Annotated in this window: 25 protein-coding genes; 12 read left to right on the top strand and 13 right to left on the bottom strand. The window is 62.1% G+C overall.

Annotation, left to right across the window (positions count from 1 at the left end; translation table 11 throughout):
- The 4 genes from AC2FNZ_RS13825 (at position 1) to AC2FNZ_RS13810 (ending at position 3210) form a co-directional block, all read left to right on the top strand.
- Positions 1-876 carry a F0F1 ATP synthase subunit gamma gene (locus AC2FNZ_RS13825; RefSeq protein WP_170420253.1) on the top strand — a complete coding sequence of 292 codons (876 nt, stop codon included), beginning with the start codon at positions 1-3 and terminating at the stop codon, positions 874-876.
- A gap of 20 nt (positions 877-896) precedes the next feature.
- Positions 897-2321: a F0F1 ATP synthase subunit beta gene (gene atpD, locus AC2FNZ_RS13820; RefSeq protein WP_093964636.1), complete on the top strand. Its 1425-nt coding sequence runs from the start codon at positions 897-899 to the stop codon at positions 2319-2321.
- Between the two features lie 12 nt (positions 2322-2333).
- A complete protein-coding gene (locus AC2FNZ_RS13815; protein ID WP_093964637.1) occupies positions 2334-2744 on the top strand; it encodes a F0F1 ATP synthase subunit epsilon in 411 nt (136 codons plus the stop codon).
- A 115-nt stretch (positions 2745-2859) separates the two neighbouring features.
- On the top strand, positions 2860-3210 hold the full coding sequence (locus AC2FNZ_RS13810) for an H-type lectin domain-containing protein (protein WP_093964638.1): 351 nt from the start codon (positions 2860-2862) through the stop codon (positions 3208-3210).
- Between the two features lie 32 nt (positions 3211-3242).
- Here AC2FNZ_RS13810 and rpiB read toward each other — a convergent pair whose 3' ends face one another.
- Positions 3243-3683 carry a ribose 5-phosphate isomerase B gene (rpiB, locus tag AC2FNZ_RS13805; RefSeq protein WP_496834023.1) on the bottom strand — a complete coding sequence of 147 codons (441 nt, stop codon included), beginning with the start codon at positions 3681-3683 and terminating at the stop codon, positions 3243-3245.
- 21 nt (positions 3684-3704) lie between these two features.
- Positions 3705-4724, bottom strand: a complete 1020-nt coding sequence (locus AC2FNZ_RS13800; protein WP_093964640.1) for a ribose-phosphate pyrophosphokinase — start codon at positions 4722-4724, stop codon at positions 3705-3707.
- 107 nt (positions 4725-4831) lie between these two features.
- Here AC2FNZ_RS13800 and AC2FNZ_RS13795 point away from each other — a divergent pair, with 107 nt between their 5' ends.
- Positions 4832-5434: a 2-hydroxychromene-2-carboxylate isomerase gene (locus tag AC2FNZ_RS13795; protein ID WP_496840985.1), complete on the top strand. Its 603-nt coding sequence runs from the start codon at positions 4832-4834 to the stop codon at positions 5432-5434.
- Complete coding sequence (locus AC2FNZ_RS13790) at positions 5431-6243, top strand: alpha/beta fold hydrolase (protein ID WP_496840984.1); 813 nt, start codon at positions 5431-5433, stop codon at positions 6241-6243. The genes AC2FNZ_RS13795 and AC2FNZ_RS13790 overlap by 4 nt, the downstream gene beginning before the upstream one ends.
- On the opposite strand, the gene AC2FNZ_RS13785 is transcribed toward AC2FNZ_RS13790, so the two are convergent.
- The 8 genes from AC2FNZ_RS13785 to AC2FNZ_RS13750 all read right to left on the bottom strand — a co-directional run bounded on the left by AC2FNZ_RS13785 (position 6240) and on the right by AC2FNZ_RS13750 (position 13476).
- Positions 6240-7274 (bottom strand): threonine aldolase family protein, encoded by a 1035-nt coding sequence (locus AC2FNZ_RS13785; protein WP_496840983.1) that lies wholly within the window; start codon positions 7272-7274, stop codon positions 6240-6242. The genes AC2FNZ_RS13790 and AC2FNZ_RS13785 overlap by 4 nt on opposite strands.
- Complete coding sequence (locus AC2FNZ_RS13780) at positions 7274-7747, bottom strand: YcgN family cysteine cluster protein (protein ID WP_170340543.1); 474 nt, start codon at positions 7745-7747, stop codon at positions 7274-7276. The genes AC2FNZ_RS13785 and AC2FNZ_RS13780 overlap by 1 nt, the downstream gene beginning before the upstream one ends.
- Positions 7744-8676, bottom strand: coding sequence for a bifunctional riboflavin kinase/FAD synthetase (locus AC2FNZ_RS13775; RefSeq protein ID WP_496840982.1), 933 nt, complete (start codon positions 8674-8676; stop codon positions 7744-7746). The genes AC2FNZ_RS13780 and AC2FNZ_RS13775 overlap by 4 nt, the downstream gene beginning before the upstream one ends.
- A gap of 80 nt (positions 8677-8756) precedes the next feature.
- Complete coding sequence (locus tag AC2FNZ_RS13770) at positions 8757-9200, bottom strand: MaoC family dehydratase (RefSeq protein ID WP_093964645.1); 444 nt, start codon at positions 9198-9200, stop codon at positions 8757-8759.
- A gap of 101 nt (positions 9201-9301) precedes the next feature.
- Entirely contained in the window at positions 9302-10177 is an 876-nt protein-coding gene (locus AC2FNZ_RS13765; protein WP_170340548.1) for a TIGR01459 family HAD-type hydrolase, read from the bottom strand.
- A gap of 84 nt (positions 10178-10261) precedes the next feature.
- The gene (locus tag AC2FNZ_RS13760) at positions 10262-11353 is read right to left on the bottom strand and encodes a DUF389 domain-containing protein (RefSeq protein WP_170369664.1); all 1092 of its coding nucleotides are present in this window, start codon (positions 11351-11353) and stop codon (positions 10262-10264) included.
- Between the two features lie 108 nt (positions 11354-11461).
- Positions 11462-12382 (bottom strand): manganese-dependent inorganic pyrophosphatase, encoded by a 921-nt coding sequence (locus AC2FNZ_RS13755; RefSeq protein ID WP_496840981.1) that lies wholly within the window; start codon positions 12380-12382, stop codon positions 11462-11464.
- A gap of 110 nt (positions 12383-12492) precedes the next feature.
- On the bottom strand, positions 12493-13476 hold the full coding sequence (locus tag AC2FNZ_RS13750) for a TraB/GumN family protein (RefSeq protein ID WP_496840980.1): 984 nt from the start codon (positions 13474-13476) through the stop codon (positions 12493-12495).
- Positions 13477-13591: 115 nt separating this feature from the next.
- On the opposite strand from AC2FNZ_RS13750, the gene AC2FNZ_RS13745 reads away from it, so the two are divergent.
- From AC2FNZ_RS13745 to AC2FNZ_RS13720, 6 genes are all read left to right on the top strand, one after another.
- Positions 13592-14266 (top strand): DUF2161 domain-containing phosphodiesterase, encoded by a 675-nt coding sequence (locus tag AC2FNZ_RS13745; RefSeq protein WP_093964649.1) that lies wholly within the window; start codon positions 13592-13594, stop codon positions 14264-14266.
- 165 nt (positions 14267-14431) lie between these two features.
- Positions 14432-14719, top strand: a complete 288-nt coding sequence (gene groES / locus AC2FNZ_RS13740) for a co-chaperone GroES (protein WP_093964650.1) — start codon at positions 14432-14434, stop codon at positions 14717-14719.
- Positions 14720-14776: 57 nt separating this feature from the next.
- Positions 14777-16420: a chaperonin GroEL gene (gene groL / locus AC2FNZ_RS13735; RefSeq protein WP_093964651.1), complete on the top strand. Its 1644-nt coding sequence runs from the start codon at positions 14777-14779 to the stop codon at positions 16418-16420.
- Positions 16421-16640: 220 nt separating this feature from the next.
- On the top strand, positions 16641-17483 hold the full coding sequence (locus tag AC2FNZ_RS13730) for a DMT family transporter (protein ID WP_496840979.1): 843 nt from the start codon (positions 16641-16643) through the stop codon (positions 17481-17483).
- 38 nt (positions 17484-17521) lie between these two features.
- Positions 17522-18295 (top strand): alpha/beta fold hydrolase, encoded by a 774-nt coding sequence (locus AC2FNZ_RS13725; RefSeq protein ID WP_093964653.1) that lies wholly within the window; start codon positions 17522-17524, stop codon positions 18293-18295.
- Positions 18292-19452, top strand: a complete 1161-nt coding sequence (locus tag AC2FNZ_RS13720; protein WP_496840978.1) for an alpha-D-ribose 1-methylphosphonate 5-triphosphate diphosphatase — start codon at positions 18292-18294, stop codon at positions 19450-19452. The genes AC2FNZ_RS13725 and AC2FNZ_RS13720 overlap by 4 nt, the downstream gene beginning before the upstream one ends.
- Here the strand turns inward: AC2FNZ_RS13720 and AC2FNZ_RS13715 are convergent.
- The 3 genes from AC2FNZ_RS13715 to AC2FNZ_RS13705 form a co-directional block, all read right to left on the bottom strand.
- Positions 19449-20516 (bottom strand): 5-(carboxyamino)imidazole ribonucleotide synthase, encoded by a 1068-nt coding sequence (locus AC2FNZ_RS13715; RefSeq protein ID WP_496840977.1) that lies wholly within the window; start codon positions 20514-20516, stop codon positions 19449-19451. The genes AC2FNZ_RS13720 and AC2FNZ_RS13715 overlap by 4 nt on opposite strands.
- Positions 20509-20997, bottom strand: a complete 489-nt coding sequence (gene purE, locus AC2FNZ_RS13710) for a 5-(carboxyamino)imidazole ribonucleotide mutase (protein ID WP_480695658.1) — start codon at positions 20995-20997, stop codon at positions 20509-20511. Before purE ends, AC2FNZ_RS13715 begins: the two co-directional genes overlap by 8 nt.
- 81 nt (positions 20998-21078) lie before the next feature.
- Complete coding sequence (locus tag AC2FNZ_RS13705) at positions 21079-21303, bottom strand: YdcH family protein (protein ID WP_005981552.1); 225 nt, start codon at positions 21301-21303, stop codon at positions 21079-21081.
- Positions 21304-21379: the final 76 nt, after the last annotated feature.

Below are 21379 nucleotides of genomic sequence, written 5' to 3'. Positions count from 1 at the left end.
ATGCCAAGTCTAAAGGACCTTAAAAACAGGATCGAGTCGGTCAAATCGACCCGCAAGATCACCAAGGCCATGCAGATGGTCGCGGCTGCAAAACTGCGCCGCGCCCAGGAATCTGCCGAAGCCTCGCGCCCCTATGCCGAGCGGTTCAATGCCGTGATGGCGGGGCTGGCAGCATCGGTCGGGGGCAGCGACAGCGCCCCCAAGCTGCTGCGCGGCACGGGCAGCGACGATGTTCACCTTCTGGTCGTCATGACGGCCGAGCGTGGGCTCTGCGGCGGCTTCAACTCGAACATCTCCAAGTTGGCTCGCGCGAAGGCGGATGAGCTGCGCGGCAAGGGCAAGACGGTCAAGATCCTGACCGTCGGCAAGAAAGGCCGCGACGCGCTCAAGCGTGACTATGGTGATCTGTTCGTCGGTCACATCGACCTGAGCGAGGTCAAGCGCATCGGCTATGCCAACGCGCAGGACATCGCAAAGGACATCCTGTCGCGTTTCGACGCGGGCGAGTTCGACGTTGCCACGATCTTCTACGCGAAGTTCCAGAACGTCGTGACCCAGATCCCGACGGCCCAGCAGATCATCCCCGCCTCGTTCGAGGAGACCGAAGGGGACGACAGCGGCGCCGTGTTCGATTACGAGCCCAGCGAAGAGGCCATCCTGGCCGAATTGCTGCCCAAGGGGGTCGCCACGGCGATCTTCTCGGCTCTGCTTGAAAACGGGGCCTCGGAACAGGGTGCACGGATGTCCGCGATGGACAACGCGACGCGCAACGCGGGCGAGATGATCGACAAGCTGACGATCCAGTTCAACCGCTCACGTCAGGCCGTGATCACCAACGAGCTGATTGAAATTATTTCCGGCGCCGAAGCGCTGTAGAGACAAACCGGAGACGAAACATGGCGAATGCAAAAGGCAAAGTCACACAGATCATCGGGGCCGTCGTCGACGTGCACTTCGAAGATCAGTTGCCTGAAATTCTGAACGCACTTGAAACTGAAAACAACGGCAAGCGCCTGGTGCTGGAAGTTGCCCAGCACCTGGGTGAAAACACCGTCCGGACCATCGCGATGGACGCGACCGAAGGTCTGGTCCGTGGCGCGGATGTTGTCGACACCGGCGCACCTATCTCGGTTCCGGTTGGCAACGCCACCCTGGGCCGCATCCTGAACGTTGTCGGCGAGCCGATCGACGAAAAAGGCCCGGTCGAAGCGACTGAAACCCGTGCCATCCACCAGCCCGCGCCCGAGTTCGACGAACAGTCGACCGAGTCGGAAATCCTGGTCACCGGCATCAAGGTGGTTGACCTGCTGGCGCCCTACGCCAAAGGCGGCAAGATCGGCCTGTTCGGCGGCGCCGGCGTGGGCAAGACCGTTCTGATCATGGAACTGATCAACAACATCGCGAAAGTGCACTCGGGCTTCTCGGTGTTCGCCGGTGTTGGTGAACGGACCCGTGAAGGCAACGACCTGTACCACGAGATGATCGAATCGAACGTCATCAAGCCCGACAACCTGTCGGAAAGCCAAGTGGCCCTGGTCTACGGTCAGATGAACGAACCTCCGGGGGCGCGTGCCCGTGTTGCTCTGACCGGTCTGACCCTGGCCGAGCAGTTCCGCGACCAGTCCGGTACCGACGTTCTGTTCTTCGTCGACAACATCTTCCGCTTCACACAGGCGGGCTCCGAGGTGTCGGCTCTGCTGGGCCGTATTCCTTCGGCCGTGGGTTACCAGCCGACGCTGGCCACCGACATGGGCGCCCTGCAGGAACGCATCACCTCGACCAAGAAGGGCTCGATCACCTCGGTGCAGGCGATCTACGTGCCTGCGGACGACTTGACCGACCCCGCGCCGGCAACCTCGTTCGCCCACCTGGACGCAACCACCGTTCTGAACCGTGCGATCTCGGAAAAGGGTATCTACCCGGCCGTGGACCCGCTCGACTCGACCTCGCGCCTGCTTGACCCCGCCATCGTCGGCGAGCGTCACTACAAGGTTGCGACCGACGTTCAGCAGATCCTCCAGCGCTACAAGTCGCTGCAGGACATCATCGCCATCCTCGGCATGGACGAACTGTCGGAAGAGGACAAGCTGACCGTGGCCCGTGCCCGTAAGATCGAGCGCTTTCTGTCGCAGCCGTTCGACGTGGCCGAAGTCTTCACCGGTTCGCCCGGCGTTCAGGTTCCGCTGGAAGTCACCATCGACTCGTTCGAGCGTGTCGTGGCCGGCGAATTCGACCACCTGCCCGAAGCGGCATTCCTGATGGTTGGCGGTATCGACGAAGTGATCGCCAAAGCCGAGAAGATGGCCGCAGCAGCTGCCTAAGGAGTATCCCCGATGGCAAACACGATGCAATTCGACCTCGTCAGCCCGGAGCGGAGCCTTGCTTCGCTTCAGGCCAGCGCGGTCCAGATTCCCGGCGCGGACGGGGACATGACGGCGATGCCCGATCATGCCCCCACCATCACCACGCTGCGTCCGGGCATCCTGAAGGTCGAAGCGCCCGAAGGGTCCAGCGAATACCTGGTCACCGGCGGGTTTGCCCAGATCAACGGCGATGCCCTGTCGGTACTGGCCGAAAAGGCCATCCCGGTTGACGAAGTGACCCGCTCCCATCTGGACGAGCTGATTGCCGAGGCCCGCGCCTCGCACGAGGCGGCGAAGGAAAACGGCGAACAGACCATTGTCGACGAGGCAGCCAAGCTGCTGGCCGACATGGAAGCGCTGGGAACGCATATGAGCCTGTAACGGCCGATGCACTGTCAGAATTGGAAACGGCCCTGCTGCTGCGGGGCCGTTTTTTTGTCGTGATTTCGCCGAAAGGTCAGGATAAGTTGCGGAAATTCATAGGAATTGATGCGCAATGAAGAAATTTTTGACCCACCCCATCGGAATTGACCGAGGTGAAGAGGTTCTGTTCTCGGAATTCGCAGATGGCGGAGACATGTGGACGGGCGAGGGGCCGCGGGAACGTCGCCGGCCCGTCACCTTCAGCCAACCCTTCCGCACCCCGCCCGTCGTGCAGATTGGAGTGTCCTTGTGGGATGTCGATACCTCATCGGCCTTGCGTGCCGAGCTGCTGTCCGAAAATGTTACAACCACGGGCTTTGACGCGGTGTTCCGGACATGGTCGGACACACGTATCGCCCGGATCCGCGTGGCATGGACCGCGATCGGGGAAGTGGCCCACGAGGACGACTGGGATATTTCCTGACCCGCCGTTCCCAGCGGGTCCTTTGTAATGACCTAGGGCTCGATCATTGCCACGCGTTTCGCGTGCCGGCCGCCTTCGAATTCGGTGCTCAGAAAGGCATCGACAATATCCAGCGCCAATCCAGTGCCAACAACACGCGCGCCGATCGACAGCATGTTGGCGTCATTGTGCTGGCGGATCATGCGGGCGGAGAACGCATCCGAACAGACGCCGCAGCGGATGCCCGGAACCTTGTTTGCAGCCATCATGATACCCTGCCCCGTGCCGCACAGGACAATGCCCAATTGGCACTCGCCCGAGACGACGGCCTCGGCGGCGGCTTTGCCGTGCTTGGGGTAATCCGTGCTTTCGGGGCTGTCAGGGCCGAGATCTAGAACGTCCCAGCCTTGTGCTGCTGCAAAAGCGGCAATTTCCTTGCGCAGGTCGATGGCAGCGTGATCGCTGGAAAGAACCAGACGTTTGTTGGCGGTCATGGGAATGGCTTTCCGGTTTCTTCAGTCGGTGTGGTACAGGGATTCGTAGATCGGGATCAGGGTCTTGTCTTCGAACAGCGACGAAACCGATGTGCCCTGCCAGATGTTCAGAATGGCCTGTGTGAAGATCGGGGCCGTCGGCACCGTGCGGATATTCTTTGCCTTTTTGATGTCTTCGGTCGGCATGATCGTGTCGGTCAGAACAAGCGATTTCATCACCGAGTTCGAGACGCGTTCAACGGCCGGGCCGCTCATGACGCCATGAGTGATGTACGAGTGAACCTCGCGTGCGCCGTTGTCTATCAGCACCTGCGCCGCTTTGCACAGCGTTCCGGCCGTGTCGCAAATGTCGTCGACGATCAGGCAGATCTTGTCCTTCACGTCGCCGATCACGGTCATCTCGGCCACTTCCCCGGCTTTTTCACGTCGTTTGTCGACGATCGACAGAGGAGCGCTGATCCGCTTGGCCAACTCGCGGGCGCGAGCCACGCCGCCGACGTCGGGCGAAACCACCATCAGGTCGTCCATTTGGTCGCGGAACTGGTCCTTCACGTCCAGCGCAAAGATCGGAGAGGCATACAGGTTGTCGACCGGCATGTCGAAAAACCCTTGGATCTGTGCCGCATGCAGATCCATCGTCAGGATGCGTTCGATCCCGGCGCCGGTCAGCATGTTGGCCACCAGCTTGGCGCTGATCGGGGTGCGCGCCTTGGTGCGGCGATCCTGGCGGGCGTATCCGAAATAGGGGATAACCGCGGTGATCCGCGCCGCCGAGGACCGACGCAGCGCATCGGCGATGATCAGAAGCTCCATCAGGTTGTCGTTGGCCGGGTTCGAGGTGGGCTGAATAATGAACATGTCCTCGCCGCGGACATTCTCGAAAACCTCGACAAAGATCTCGCCATCGTTGAACCGTTCGACCCGCGCATCGACCAGACGCTGGTTGACGCCGCGGTGCAGGCTCATGCGGCGCGCGATGGTTTCGGCAAGCGGAAGGTTTGCGTTCCCAGCAATAAGCTTGGGTTCGTGATGTGTCGGCATCGGCTGAGGTCCCCGGGCAGCAGTGGCAATGTGACAGATTCGTGATGTTGACACCGCTTAGCATGGCCTTACGGTTCCGCAAAGATAACTGGGTGGAGAAAGTGCACATGGCCGACATTGACTACTTTTTTGCGACACTGTCGCCCTATTCCTATCTCGCCGGACTGCGGCTGGAGGAGATCGCGGCCAAGCATGGCGCCACCATCGCCTACAAGCCGGTCGACATCATTGCGCTGTTCGGGCGCACCGGCGGCGTGCCCCCCAAGGACCGCCATCCGTCGCGCATTGAATACCGGGCGCAGGAACTGGTGCGTCAGGCCAAGAAGACGGGCCTGCCGTTCAACCTGCAACCTGCACATTGGCCGACCAACGCAGCGCCGTCCTCATACGCCATCATCGCAGCCATTCAGGATGGGTCGGGTGATGTGGGCAAACTGTGCCATTCCTTTCTGCGCGCCTGCTGGGCCGAGGACAAGGACATCACGCAGGACGACGTGATCCGCGACTGTCTGGTCGGGGCGGGCTTTGATCCGGCGCTGGCCGACAGCGGCTTGCTGGTCGGGGCCGAGACCTATGCCGCCAACCTCGAAGAGGCGGTGGACCGCGGCGTGTTCGGCGCGCCTTTCTATATCACGCAGGACGATCAGCGGTTCTGGGGGCAGGACCGGCTTGACGATCTGGACGAGCATCTGGCGACGCTCAAGGCATGACCGTGGCCAAGGCCGTGCTGCCGCCCGTCCACGTTCGCACTCTTGGGGCGGGTGCCCGAAAGGTGCTGGCGCTGCATTGCACGATTGCGCATTCTGGTGCGTGGTCCGGTCTGGCGGCCGCTTTGGACGACCAGGCGACACTGACTGCACCCGACATGCTGTCGCACGGGCGCAGCCCGGATTGGGACGGGCAGGGAGATTTCTTCGACCTGACCACAGCTTTGTCGCGGGCGCAGCTGAGCGAACCGATGGACGTGATCGGGCATAGTTTCGGTGCGATGGTTGCCCTGCGGCTGGCCATCGAATACCCGGACCTTGTGCGCGGCGCCGTTCTGATCGAGCCGGTGTTCTTTGCGGTCGCCCACCAGGACGCCCCAGCGCTTGCGGCGCAGCACGCGGCCGAATCCCAGCCCTACAAGGCCGCCCTTGCCGAAGGCGACGCGCCCCGGGCCGCCCGTCTGTTCAACCGCATGTGGGGCACGACCGACCGCAGCCCGCGCTGGCCGGACCTGCCCGAGCGAACCCGAAATGCGATGATCCGGGGTGTTGGCGTGGTCGGCGCGGTCGGGGGGCCGCTGTTCCGCGACACCACCGGCCTGTTGGCCCCGACGGCCATGGCGCGGGCGGACATGCCGATCCTGCTGCTGCATGGATCGGCCTCGCACCCGATCATGGCCGTGGTCAATGCCGGGCTTTGCGCCCGCTTGCCCAATGCGCGGCAGGGCGTTCTTGAGGGGGCAGGGCATATGCTGCCCATCTCGCACCCGGGCGAGACGGCCGCGCAGATCGACACTTTCTGGAGCGCTTAAAGCAGCGCCAGGAACCGGTCGATTTCTTCTGTCGGAGTCGACCAGTCGCAGACGAACCGGCAGGCCAGCATCTCGTCCTCGTCCGGGCCGTCCAGGGGGGCGCCCCACAGGTGATAGACCGCACCGGCCGCGTGCAGCCGCTTGTGCAGGCTGCGGGGAAAGCTGGCAAAGATGATGTTGGCCTGGGGTTCATGCAGGAACTGCGCCCCCGCAGCCCGCAGCCCATCGGCCAGACGCGCACAGTTGGCGTTGGCCTTTCGGGCCGAGCGCAGCCACAGATCATCGCGCAGGTAGGCCGCCATCTGGGCCGACAGATACCGGTGCTTGGAAAACAGATGCGCCCCGCGCTTGCGGCGCAGCTCGAACTCCCAGGCCTTGCTTTCGTCGAAGAAGACTACCGCTTCGACCCCCATCAGCCCGTTCTTGGTGCCGCCAAAGCTGACCGCATCCACGCCCGCCTTCCATGTCATCTCGGCCGGGGAACAATTCAGCGCGACCAGCGCATTGGTGAACCGCGCGCCATCCATGTGGACGGGCAGGCCGAACTCCTTGGCGACCCCGCACAGCGCCTGCAGCTCGGCCAGCGAATAGACCGAGCCGCGCTCGGTCACCTGTGTGATCGACACCGGACCGCGTTGTGGCCCGTGCACGCCGCGTGTCTCTTCGGCGGCGATGGTGCGGCGCAGTGCATCCGGCTGCATCTTGTCGCCGCCGGGAACCAGCGTCAGCTTGGCGCCGGTGTAGAATTCGGGCGCGTTGCACTCGTCCTCATGAATATGCGCGACGGGCGAGCAGAATACGGTCTCCCACGGCTGCGACAGGGTCGCCAGAGCCAGCGAGTTTGCCGCCGTTCCGGTCGCCACCAGATAGACCGCCGCCCCGGGCGCCTCAAAGATGGCGCGGATCCGGTCGCGCACCTCGTTCATCAGATCGTCGGCGCCATAGGCCATCTGATAGCCCTGATTGGCCTCGGCCAGCGCGGTCAGGACCTCGGGGTGGACGGGCCCGGAATTGTCAGAGGCGAAATGCATCAGGTTGGCTCCTCGATAATGTAGTCTTCCCACTCTTCCTCGGGCGTCTCGAATTCGGAAACGGTAAGCCCCTGAACCGAAACGCCGGCGGCGTGGACGCTGTCGGGCGACCCTGACAGCAACGGGTGCCAATCGTACAAGGGCTTGCCCTCCCACAACAGGCGGTAAGCGCAGGTTTGCGGCAGCCAGTAGGCGTGTTCGTGAATGTTGTCGGGGCGCATGACGATGCATTCCGGCACGAATTGGTGGCGGATGTCATACTGGGTGCAGCGGCAGGTCGCGTCATCCAGCAGCCGGCAGGCGACACGGGTCAGGGCAACCTCGCCACTGTCCTCGTCTTCAAGCTTGTTCAGGCAGCATTTGCCGCAGCCGTCGCACAGGGCTTCCCATTCGCGCGGGTTCATCTTTTGCAAGGGCTTGCGCTCCCAGAAACGCGGGGCCAGCCCGGCGCGGTCGATGGGATCCTTGCTCATGTCGCGGCCAGGATCTTGCACGCGCGATCGCAGTCTTCGGTCATCTGGGCGATCAGAGCATCGAGGCCGTCAAAGGTCATCTCGGGGCGCAGAAATTCGACCAGGCCAACCGAGAGGGTCGCACCATAGAGATCGCCGGAGAAGTCGAACAGGAAGGTTTCGATATTAGGCACCTCGCCGTGGAACATCGGCCGCACCCCGACCGAGGCCGCACCGTGATAGCTGCCGGCATGCGGGCCATCCAGCACGTCGACCAGAACCGCGTAGACGCCGAATTTCGGCGGGTGGATTCCTTCGATCGACATATTGGCCGTGGGAAAGCCCAATTCGCGGCCGCGCTGTTCGCCGCCGATCACCTCGCCTTCGATCCGGTGCCAGTGGCCCAGCATGGCCGCCGCGTCCCGCGGGCGGCCGTCGCTCAAGGCTTGCCGGATCGCGGTGGACGAGACCACGTGATCGGATTGCTGCATCAATGGGGCGATGGTGACACCGAACCCCATCTGCTGGCCGAACTGAACCATGTCCTGCGCCGTGCCGCTGCGGCCTTTGCCGAAACAGAAATCGGCCCCGATCACCACATGGGCCAGACCCAAGCCTTGGCAGATCACGTTGCGGCCGAATTCCTCGGGCGTCAGCCCGGCGAGCGCGGCGTTGAACGGCAGTTCGTAGAGTTTCTGTACGCCCAACTTCTCCAGCCGGTGCGCGCGCGCATTGCCCCGCATCAGACGAAAGGGCGGCGCGTCCGGGGCGAAATATTCGCGCGGGTGCGGCTCGAAGGTCAGAACGCCCAAGGGCGCATCGGGGCATGCCTTCCGGGCCAGATCTATCACCGACTGGTGGCCAATATGAACGCCGTCGAAATTCCCGATCGCAACGCTGGCGCCGCGGTCTTCTGGGTCTACAAACTGGAAATCCCGGATGATCTGCATGGGGCTTGCCTAGCGGGACTGTCCGCCGGGTTCAAGCGGCAGTTCCAGACCAGCGCCCAGCAGGGCGTCAAAACCTGCCGTCAGTCGAATTTCCGTGATGGAGCCAAAACCATCGCCTCGCCAACCAGAACCTTCTTGCCGTCTACTGCGCAATGGCAATCCAGCTTGACCCGGCGCTTGGCGAAGTCGATGTCGATCACCTTGACTTCGGCATAGACCATGTCGCCGGGGCGGACCGGTGCAAGGAATTTGAGCGACTGGCCCATGTAGACGGTACCATGGCCCGGAAGCTGTTCACCGATCACGGCCGAGATCAGACCAGCTGTCAGCATCCCGTGGGCGATGCGCCCCTCGAAAATCGTATCGCGGGCATAGTCGTCATCCAGATGCACCGGGTTCCGGTCGGTCGAGACCTGGGCAAACATCTCGATGTCTTCGTCCGTCACCACTTTGCGCAGGTAGCGGGTCATGCCCATTTCGATGTCTTCGATACAGATCGTTCCGCGCGGAAGATTGTCCAACATGTTGCCCTCACTAAGCATCGGCCCGGCAACAAAAAATCACCAACGACCCAAGGTTGGCAACTTTATTACTTCGCAACTGCAGAAAATCAAGCGTTTTCTGCCTAGCGCAGACGGCCGATCGTATAGGTTGGGTTGATGTTTTCCTTGGAAATATAATCGCTTAAAGCATCCGGATCCGGCTGGTGCGACGTTTTTGTTTCCGATGCGGCCAGACCGCCGCTGATGAACAGGGAATCAATTCCCTCTCCCATGCCGCCGGCGATGTCGGTATGCGGACCGTCGCCGATGGCCAGAATCTCGTCATCCGGCACGTCCGTTCCCAGCGCATGCAGGCGACGCCGGGCCAGATCATAAATGGGCGGGTGTGGTTTGCCGAAATACAGGCTCTCGCCGCCCATTTCAGTATAAAGCTTGGCCAGCGCACCGGCGCACCATTCCCGAACTTCGCCCCGATCGACGACGATATCGGGATTGGCGCACAGCAGCTTCAGGCCTTTCTGCTTGGCATACAGGAAGTCCGGCCGATTCACGGCCGGATCGGCCATCGGGTCGAACGGGCCACAGCAGACGATCCCCTCGGCCTGGTCCAGCGGCACACGTTCGATGTGGATCGGGTGTTCCAGGATTTTCAGCGGCTCGAAGAAGCCGGCGTCGCGCTCCCATTCACCCATGAAATAGACTTTCTCACCCACGGCTCCGCGGAACATGGCGGATCGGGCCGAGTCACCACTGGTCGCGATGGTGTCGTAGCAGTCCGCGGGGACGTTGAACTGTTTCAACTGCTCGGCAACCCCGGCACGCGGCTTCGGAGAGTTCGTCACCAGAACCACCTTGCCGCCTCGGTCGCGATAGGCCTTCAACGCGGCAACAGCCTCGGGGTAGGCGGTAATGCCGTTGTGGACGCAGCCCCACAGATCCACGAACAGCGCCTTGTAACGGTCGGAAATCTGGTCAAGCGCGGAGATGATCTGTGTCATGCGGGCCTCGGGCTGTTGAAACGGCGTTGCGCCACCTATGGCAAAGCTGGCCCCACTTGACCAGAGGCAGCCGGGTGCAGGTCGTCATTCCTCGTCGCTCAGCTTTTCGACATCCGGGGCCTGTTGCACGGTTTCGGTGCCAAGAATGACCTGCGCGCCGATGCGGGTCTGGTACCGGATGACGGCGAGATAGCCGGGGCCAAGTTCATCCTGCAGGACGTCGACCAACGACGTTTCCCGCAGACTCTCGGGCAACAGCCCGGCAACGGACGAGACCTTGAATTGCGCCTCGGGCGGCAGATCGACGATCACCCAAACCTCGGCCCGTTTGCGCTTGGCATTCACGTCGATGCGGATGATCTCGACCGATACCGGGTCCGCCCAGTCGCGGATCGCTTGCGCAACCTCGGCCTCGGTACGGGTTTCCAGGTAACGGTTGTAGGTCGATTTGCCCAACTGGACCACGACGAAGGCCAGGAACGCCATGGTTATGACCACACCGGCAGTAAAGTTGAGCTTGCGCCGGCCCTTGCCGAATGCAACCGACCTTGCGGCATAGACGATATAGACCGCGCAGGCCGACAAAACGATCGCGCCAAGGTTGGTCGCGAACAAAAGACCCGCCTCGTAGGCGTCGGCGGGTTCGCCGAAATACAGCAGGATCCCGGACGCGGACAATGGCGGAACCAGAGACACGCCGATGGCGGCGCCGGGCAACAGGCTCAGTTCGGCCTTGTTGATCTGGACGTATGCGCCGGCCACGCCGGCCGCCAGCGCCACGATCAGGTCTTCGGTGCCCGGGTCGGTGCGGGCCAAGACCTGATCGGGGATCAGGATGCCGCGCGGCACATCGGCCAGATAAACCAGGATCCAGGCCATCAGAACACACAGAACCGCCGCAATGCAGACCGTTAGGGTAAGAACGAAAGCGCGTTTCAACCAACCCATGACCATCGCAGCCGCAATGCCCAGAATTGGTGTCATCAGCGGCGCGACCAACATCGCGGCAATGACCACGGCGCCAGAGTTGCGCAGCAGGCCCATGGTTGCGATGATCACGGAAAGGGTCAGCAGCATGGCAAAGCGCCGCCAATAGGCAAGCCTGTCGCCGCCTTCGAACAGCAGAATGCTGCGTGTCGTGCTGTATTTCCGTGTGACCACCGTGTCCCGATCCACCCTGTCCCTGCGTCCAGCCTAGCAATGATTTGCCATCCGGCAAACCTTTCGACGCGCAAACAAAAAAGGCGCCCGCTGAGGGCGCCTTTCGCTGAACTGTGAACGGGATCAGACCTTGAGGTTCGGAATGATCTGCTTCTTGCGGCTCATGATGCCCGGCAGAACAACCGTGTCGCCGGACACCGAAACGCCAAAGCTTTTCTCGGCAACCGATTTGACCAGGTCGTTCGGCACCAACAGGGTGGCCTCTTCGTTCAGGATGTCGACGACGAACAGCAGCACCTGGTCCACACCGTCTTCCTTGGCCACCTCGACCATCGACTGGGCCAGGCTGTCCTTGCGGTCAAGCACCACGCCCGGCGCGGTGGTTTCCAGAACGGATACGCGGAACTTGGTGCCGTCGACCTCGTATTCCTTGCTGTCCATGCGGATCAGTTCGGCGTCCGAGAAAGACGATACGTCCGATTTCGCGGCGAACATGTCGGCAGCATAGGCCGAAACATCCAGACCCAGCTCGGCGGCCAGCTTCTCGGCCACTTCGCGGTCATGCGCGGTGGTGGTGGGCGAGCGGAACTCCAGCGTGTCCGACAGGATGCAGGTCAGGGCCGCGCCCTTGACGGCCTCGGGCATCTTGGCGGCGTCGTCGCCCATCAGGTCGATCATGATGGTTGCCGTGCAGGCCAGCGGGCGAACGGTAATGTCGATCGGGCCTTTGGTTTCCAGCCCACCGACCAGCTTGTGATGGTCGATGATGGCGCGGATATCGGCATTGTTGACATTGGCAGGCAGCTCGGCCGGGTTGTTGGTGTCGACGATGATGACTGGCGCATCGGTCTCGACATCCTCGATGATGCGCGGCTTGGGCAGGTCCCAGCGCTGCAGCATGAAGGCGGCTTCGGTGTTGGGCTCGCCCAGCAGGACGGCCTCGGCCTTTTCGCCTTTAACTTCGTTCAGATACCAGGCCCACAGGATCGGCGATCCGGTTGAGTCGGTGTCGGGAGATTTGTGGCCAAATACTTGGATGGTCATGTCTGTTTCCTGCACAAAAGGAGTTTGCGCGCCTTATAGGGTGGTCCATTGGCGTTGTCACCCGGCAGAAACACCGCTGCGACGGTTGGTCTGACAGAAGCGCTGACCGCTCAGAACTGTGCGCGGCTCAGTTGATATCCGGCGCGTTCCAGCTGTTGCAAAAGTCCATGGTCTCCACCCAGATGGCCGGCGCCAACCGCGATCACCGCCGTCTGGTTTTCGATGGTCAGGATTGTTTCCATCCAGTTGTTGTTGCGTTGAACCAGAAGCTGGTCCTCGAATGCGGCCCATTCCTGTGCAAACACATCGGGCGCCAGGCCCGAAGCCTCGCGCCCATATATCTTGGCGAATTGCAGGATTTCTGCGTGTTTCTCCTCGAAATATGCGCTGGCCATGGTCGCCATGTGGTCATCGCCGGCGTCAAAGGCATCGACCATGCGCACCAGAGACTGCACCTGCTCTTCAAGCGTGTGGCTGTCGAAGATCGCGATCAGATCTTCGATCTGTTCCAACGAATATTGCGGCTTGCCCGCAGCTTCGGCCAGTTCAGTCAGGCGCGCATCCATTCCCCGGTCTGCATCTGGCACCTGAAGCATGCAGGGTGGCATACCCAGTATCATCGACAGGAACCAAGGGCGCAGTTTCGCGGCCATCCAACCGGGAATGCCGCGTGCCGAAAGCGCCTTGGAAATCACGGCCCAGTCCTCGTCGCTCATCAGATCGATCAGAGTTGGTCCAGAGTTGATCAGGACCGGGCTGAAATCCTTGGCCAGGTCTTGTTCGAAAGCGGACATGTCGGATTGGGTGATCTCGAAGTAAAACGCGTCGGCCTCGCTCAACGTCGGTGCCAACCGCTCCACCACCGGGCCCATTCGCGGATCGTTGACGTGCAATGTGCCGATCAGATGCAAAACAGTGTTGTCCCTCTGTGCAATCCAGTGATTGCCTTCGGGATATGCCATCTGACTGGTGGCCGCGTTCAACTCGGCCCGGGCCTCAGGCGTCATGTCTTGCCGCAAATCGCGCCCGTCACAGGCGGCATGGGCCAAAATTGGATGCAGAGCAGCAAGCAAGGCAAAAAGAAACAGGCGCATCGAGACCATTCCGATTGTGGCTGAAAGAACTTGGGAACAGATAGCCACGCCCGCCTACCGCGCGCAAGCCGTGTATCCGTATGGCGTTTCTCTGAAAAAACCATAGCATGGCGTCATGAACCGCGAACAGGATCTCTATCCTCCGATCAAGGCGCTGTTGCAGCGGCAAGGATACAACGTGAAAGGAGAGGTCGGCGCCGCCGACATCGTGGCCGTCAAGCCCGGTTGCGATCCAGTGATTGTTGAATTGAAGCTGAGGTTTTCGCTGGCCTTGTTCCATCAGGCTGTGACCCGGTTGAAGGTATCGGATCAGGTCTATGTGGCCGTCTGCAAGCCCACCGGCCGGTCAGCGCGCCGGGCGCTGCGGGACAACCTGTCCCTGTGTCGTCGGTTGGGGCTGGGGTTGATCACCGTTCGTGCGGATGGACGGGTTGAAGTCCATTGTGACCCCGCCCCCTATACGCCGCGAAAGAACAAGGCCAAAGCTGCGCGACTGTTGCGCGAGTTCGAGCGGCTGGAAGGGGATCCGAACTCAGGTGGGGCAACTCGGCACGGTATCGTCACTGCCTATCGGCAGGATGCCCTGAAATGTGCCGCGCACCTGGCCGAACACGGGGCGACCAAAGGCGCTGAGGTCGCCAGTGCCACGGGCGTTGCGGCGGCGACGCGCCTCATGCGCGAAAACCATTATGGCTGGTTCGAAAAGGTGGCAAAGGGCGTCTATGAACTGTCGCCCTCCGGGTCCGAAGGGCTGAAGCATTGGGCTTACAGCTGGGAAGATCCGACCTGACTAGGCCCACTGCCAGCTGGGCGCAAAAAAAATCATCACCGATTGTTGACTCGCCGGAAATCACCCCCTAGCTATGCGTCGTTAGCACTCGACCAAGCTGAGTGCTAACACCCCGCAAGACCGCGGGGGGAGGAAAACAACCTTTGAGCCCAAGGAGCTGCAAAGATGGCATTGAAACCGCTTCATGACCGCGTGCTGGTTCGCCGTACCGAAAGCGAAGAGAAAACCGCAGGCGGCCTGATCATTCCCGACAGCGCAAAAGAAAAGCCCAGCGAAGGGGAAGTTGTTGCAACCGGCGAAGGCGCGCGGAAAGACAGCGGCGAACTGATCGCGATGGCTGTGAAGCCCGGCGACAAGATCCTGTTCGGCAAATGGTCCGGCACCGAGGTCCACGTCGACGGCGAAGAGCTGCTGATGATGAAAGAAAGCGACATCATGGGGATCATCGAGTAACGCGCACGCGCTTGCTCTGATCTTCATTCCAAAAACATTTCTCGAGGAGAAAAAGACATGTCTGCAAAGGACGTCAAGTTCGACACCGATGCCCGCAACCGCATGCTGAAGGGTGTGAACATCCTGGCGGATGCTGTGAAGGTGACCCTCGGCCCCAAAGGCCGCAACGTGGTTCTGGACAAATCCTTCGGCGCGCCGCGCATCACCAAAGACGGTGTTTCGGTCGCCAAGGAAATCGAACTGGAAGACAAGTTCGAGAACATGGGCGCGCAGATGGTGAAAGAAGTCGCCAGCCGCACCAATGACGAAGCCGGTGACGGCACCACCACCGCGACCGTTCTGGCTCAGGCCATCGTCAAGGAAGGCCTCAAGCAGGTCGCAGCAGGCCTGAACCCGATGGACCTGAAGCGCGGCATCGACATGGCAACCGCCAAAGTCGTCGAGGAAATCAAGAACGCTGCCCGCGAAGTCAAAGACAGCGACGAAGTTGCGCAGGTTGGTACCATCTCGGCCAACGGCGAAGCTGAAATCGGCCGCCAGATCGCAGACGCGATGCAGAAAGTCGGCAACGAAGGCGTCATCACCGTCGAAGAGAACAAAGGTCTGGAAACCGAGACCGACGTCGTCGAAGGTATGCAGTTCGACCGTGGCTACCTGTCGCCCTACTTCGTCACCAACGCTGACAAGATGGTTGCCGAGCTGGAAGACTGCATGATCCTGCTGCACGAGAAGAAACTCTCTTCGCTGCAGCCGATGGTTCCGCTGCTCGAGCAGGTGATCCAGTCGCAGAAGCCGCTGCTGATCATCGCCGAGGACGTGGAAGGCGAAGCGCTGGCAACTCTGGTTGTCAACAAGCTGCGCGGTGGTCTGAAGATCGCTGCCGTCAAAGCTCCGGGCTTCGGCGATCGCCGCAAGGCAATGCTGCAGGACATCGCAATCCTGACCGGCGGTCAGGTCATCAGCGAAGACCTGGGCATGAAGCTGGAAAACGTCACCATGGACATGCTTGGCACCGCCAAGAAAGTGTCGATCACCAAGGACGAAACCACCATCGTCGACGGTGCTGGCGAGAAGGCCGAGATCGAAGCACGCGTTGCCCAGATCCGCACCCAGATCGAAGAAACCACCAGCGACTACGACCGTGAGAAGCTGCAAGAGCGCGTTGCCAAACTGGCAGGCGGTGTTGCCGTGATCCGCGTCGGTGGCATGACCGAAGTTGAAGTGAAAGAGCGCAAGGACCGTGTGGACGACGCTCTGAACGCAACGCGCGCCGCCGTTCAGGAAGGTGTCGTTGTGGGTGGCGGTGTTGCCCTGGTTCAGGCCGGCAAGGCTCTGGCCGATCTGAAAGGTATCAACGCCGATCAGGACGCCGGTATCAACATCGTTCGCAAGGCCATCGAAGCGCCGCTGCGTCAGATTGCTGAAAACGCAGGTGTCGACGGTGCCGTCGTTGCCGGCAAGGTGCGCGAGTCCTCGGACACCGCCTTCGGCTTCAACGCTCAGACCGAAGAATATGGCGACATGTTCAAGTTCGGTGTGATCGACCCGGCCAAAGTGGTGCGTACCGCTCTGGAAGACGCTGCATCGGTTGCAGGTCTGCTGATCACCACCGAAGCCATGGTTGCCGACAAGCCCGCCAAAGAAGGTGCAGGCGCCGGTGCTGGCATGCCCGACATGGGCGGCATGGGCGGCATGATGTAAGACTGTCCGGGTTCGCGTCAGCGAATTCAGACAACCCGCAAGGGAAAGTCATACCAAAAAATTCAACGGGGTCGCCTTCGGGCGGCCCCGTTTTGTATTATTTGGTGTTCCGCAGGGTTTCGGCCGGCGTTGCTTGCAATGCTGGGGATCGCCGCAGCCGGTCACGCGGAAGTGCAGGAAACCGGGTGTCCATTGTGTGCGGACACGATATTGGTGGGGCATGCATCTGTTTCTTCTGACCGCCCTGACCATGTGTGCCTTTGCGGCGAATTCCATCCTGAACAGGTTGGCCGTGGAGAGCGGAGCCAGCGACCCGGCGAGTTTTGCCGTTGTTCGCGTGCTCTGTGGTGCGCTGGTCCTTTGTGCATTGGTCGTGCCGCGGGGTGGCACCCTGCGGGTGTTCGACAGGCGCCGAGTAATCGGAGCAGGGTCCTTGTCGCTGTACATGGTCGGGTTCTCGGTGGCCTATCTCTCACTTGATGCGGGATTGGGCGCCTTGATCCTGTTTGCAGTGGTCCAGATCTCGATGTTTCTGGCCGGCACCCTGACCGGGGCGATCCCGACTTTTCGACAGGTGGCGGGGGCAGCAATTGCAATGGCCGGATTGGCGTGGGTGCTGTGGCCTGGCGCTGAGGTGCGTGTGGACCCGACCGGAGCAGCCTTGATGGTCGCCGCCGGGGTCGGGTGGGCTGCGTATTCAATTGCCGGTCGGTCCGAGCCCGATGCGCTTGCTGGAACTGCCTCAAACTTTGTGGTCGCCCTGCCGGTAACCGCTGGCATTTTGGTCGCGGGCGCTCCGGCGTGGCATTTGACCTGGGCGGGTTTGGGACTGGCGGCCGTATCTGGTGGGGTAACCTCGGGGTTGGGATACGCCTTGTGGTATCGTCTGCTGCCCCAACTGGCGCCTGCCGTTGCAGCCGTAGTTCAGCTGAGCGTCCCGGTGATTGCGATCATTGCTGGTGTGGCGCTGCTCGGCGAGCAACTGAGCCTGCGGCTGATGGCCGGGGCAGGGTTGGTTTTGGGCGGTATTGCATTGGCAGTTGTGCGCGTGAGGCGGCGCTAGGTCTTTCCTCTCTGAAGATTAGCCATTATCTGGCAGCCATGCGGATCCTCTTTTTCATATTAATTTGCCTGATGCCGATCGCCGCGCAGGCAAAATGCGTTGTCCTGCTGCATGGGCTTGCCCGGACCGAAGCATCGTTTTCGGTCATGGAGCAGTTGTTCAAGGTGCACGGGTACACCGTTGTGCGACCGGGTTATCGCTCGACGGATCTTCCGATTCCGGAACTGGCCGACCGGACCATACCCGAGGCGTTTGCGGCATGCGGAGATGACACCATCAACGTTGTCGCGCATTCGATGGGGGGTATCCTGTTGCGCTATTGGCTGCAGGATCACCATCCGCAGAATCTGGGCCGCGTCGTCATGCTTGGCCCGCCCAACCAAGGCAGCCAATTGGTCGATGAACTGGGTGATTGGGAAGTGTTTGGTCTGTTGAACGGCCCCGCCGGCCTGCAGCTGGGTACGGGTCCCGAAGGCATTCCGCGTCGCCTGCCGCCGGTCGACTTCGAACTGGGGGTGATTGCAGGTGAGAACTCGCTGAATCCGGTGTTTTCGTCGCTGGTCGATGGGCCGGATGACGGCAAAGTCGCTGTCGAAGAAACCAAAGTCCAGGGCATGGCCGACCACATCGTGCTGCCGGTGACTCATACGTTCATGATGAACAACCCGCAGGTCATGGCGCAGGCTTTGCACTTCATCGAGTTCGGCGAATTCGATCCCAACATAACCTGGCTGGACGGTGTGATGGACATCATCGATGAGATCTGCATCGGAGAGGACTGCGCCGAACCCGCCTCGGAACCCACGCGATGACCACATTGGAACTGACCTTTTCCGGGGCGCAGGTTCTGCACCCTGACCGTGGACTTGTCGGTGACGACCTCTCGATCGCGGGTGGCCTGATCCAAGAAGACGGCGGTACGCCGGTCGTTGATCTGAGCGGCTATCTGGTCCTGCCGGGCATCATCGACCTGCACGGCGACGGGTTCGAGCGTCACATCGCCCCGCGCCGGGGGGCAATGAAGCAGATGGACGAGGGCATCCGCGCTGCCGAGGCCGAACTGGCGGCCAATGGCATCACCACCGCCGTGCTGGCGCAGTTCTACAGCTGGGAGGGCGGCGTGCGCGGCCCCAAGTTCGCCGCCGACGTTTTCCGTGCGATCGCGGCGGTGAAGGGCAGCGTGGTCACCGACCTGATCCCGCAGCTGAGGTTCGAGACCCACCTGCTGGACGATTATGCCGACCTGCCGGGGCGCATCGCCGACTGGCAGGTGCCCTATGTCGTGTTCAACGATCACCTACCGCATGACCGTCTGGCGCAGGGGCGCACCCCGCCGCGATTGACAGGGCAGGCGCTCAAGGCCGGTCGCAGCCCCGAGGCGCATCTGAAGATGCTGCAGGACATGCACGCCCGCACACCCGAGGTTCCCGCCGCGCTTGATGCGCTGTGCGCGGCGCTGGTCCGGCAAGGCGTGCGTCTGGGCAGCCATGACGACGCGACGGCACAGGCCCGTTCCCACTGGCGCGCGCGCGGCGTGCATGTCGCCGAATTTCCCGAGACGCTCGAGGCGGCCGAGGCGGCCAAGGCCGCGGGGGATCACGTCATTCTGGGCTCGCCCAACGTGGTGCGGGGCGGATCGCACAAGGGCAATGTAAGCGCGCTGGACCTGATCGCCATGGGGCTGTGCGATGCGCTGGCGTCGGATTACCACTATCCCAGCCCGCGCAGGGCGGCGCTGATGCTGATGAATTCAGGGTTGCTGAATCTGGCGGGTGCATGGGCACTGGTGTCGTCGGGTCCCGCGCGGGTGCTTGGCCTCGGGGACCGCGGGTCGCTGCAACCCGGCAAACGCGCCGACCTGGTCATTCTGGACGCCGAAACGCAGCGCGTGGCGGCAACCATCGCCGGCGGCCGGGTCAGTTTCCTGTCGGGGGATATCGCCGGGCGGTTCGTCGCCGCGGCGCGCTAGCGTTCGATCCGGTTGAAATGGCCCATCTTGCGGCCCGGCTTGACCTCGGCCTTGCCATACAGGTGCAGGGCCACGTCACGCTGTTGCGCAAGCTCGGGCACGCGGTCCATGTCGTCGCCGATCAGGTTCTCCATCACCACATCCGCGTGACGCTGCCCGTCGCCCAGCGGCCAGCCGGCCACAGCGCGGATATGCTGTTCGAACTGATCGACCGCACAGCCGTTCTGAGTCCAGTGACCCGAGTTGTGAACGCGCGGCGCGATCTCGTTCACGATCAGGCCCTGCGGCGTCACGAACAGCTCGACCCCCATGACGCCGACATAGTCCAGCGCGTTCAGGATATTCGCGGCCAGCAGCACCGCGTCGGTCCGCAGGGCAGGGGACAGGCGCGCGGGCACCGTGGTCGTGTGCAGGATGCCGTCGCGATGCACGTTCTCGCCAGGGTCGAAGCAGGCCACCTGGCCGTCCAGCCCGCGGGCGGCGATGATGGACACCTCGTGGCTGAAATTGACGAAGCCTTCCAAGATGGCGGGTGCACCCCGCATGTCGGCCAGTGCGGCCTGTGCGTCCTCGGGCGACTTCAGCCGCGCCTGCCCCTTTCCGTCATAGCCGAAGCGGCGGGTCTTGAGGATCGCCGGCGTGCCGATCCGTGCGATGGCGGCCTGCAGGCTGTCCATGTCGGTCACATCGGCAAAGGGTGCGGTGTTCAGGCCCAGGCCTTGCAGGAATGTCTTTTCGGTCAGCCGGTCCTGACTGACCCGCAGCGCCTCGCGACCGGGGCGGATGGGGCGGTGCGATTCCAGAACGTCCAGCGCCTCGGTCGGGATGTTTTCGAACTCGTAGGTGATGACATCGACCGATTGCGCAAAAGCGGCCAGCGCCTCGGCATCCTCATAAGGTGCGGTGGTCACGCGATGCGCCACCTGGCCCGCCGGCGGGTTGGCGCCCGGCTCGAAGATATGGGTCACGAAGCCCAGCCGCGCCGCGGCCATCGACAGCATCCGACCCAGCTGGCCGCCGCCCAGAATTCCGATCACCGCGCCCGGCTGCAAGGGGTCACTCATCGCGGGGCTCCTCGGGGATCGAGTCCGACAGCGCCGCGCGCCAGGCGTCCAGCCGGTCGGCCAGGGCTGCGTCCTGCAGGGCCAGAATACCGGCGGCCATCAGGCCGGCATTGGCGCCGCCGGCCGATCCGATGGCCATGGTCGCAACCGGGAAACCCTTGGGCATCTGCACGATGGAATAGAGCGAGTCGACACCGGACAGAGCCCGTGTCTGCACCGGAACGCCGATCACCGGTACCCGCGTCTTGGACGCCATCATCCCCGGCAGATGTGCGGCACCGCCGGCGCCGGCGATGATCACCTGCAGCCCGCGCTGCACGGCGGTCTTGCCGTACTCCCACAAACGATCCGGCGTGCGGTGGGCCGAGACGATCTTGGTCTCGTAGGCCACGCCCAGTTCGTCCAGTATCTCTGCAGCGCCTTTCATGGTGGGCCAGTCCGACTGGCTGCCCATGATGATTCCGACCTTGATCTCGCTCATCCGCCCTGTTCCCCGCGTGCGTTAGGAAGCGCGCACTATAGTGAAATCCGCTTGCGTGGCAATGCGGTTGACCGCGCAGGATCAGGCGATGATGTCAGGGGTCAGACGATCCTCGATCAGCCGGATGATATCCTTCAGGCGCAGCTTTTGTTTCTTCAGCCGCTTCACCGTCAACTGATCAGCGGTGCCGGTCGCTTCGAGCGCCTTGATTGCCTCGTCCAGGTCGCGGTGCTGCTGGCGAAACACCTCCAGTTCGACGCGCAGAACCTCGTCGGTTTTCATCGAAATGTCGGTGGGCGCATTCATGGGCGACTCATGTGTGGCTGGTGGTGCGTGTTACACAAGATAGTGCGTTCAAGTGAATCCGCCTAGACCTTGTGGA

Source organism: Ruegeria sp. SAZA006 (genome assembly GCF_059613465.1).
This window is presented reverse-complemented; position numbering and strand designations above follow the sequence as displayed.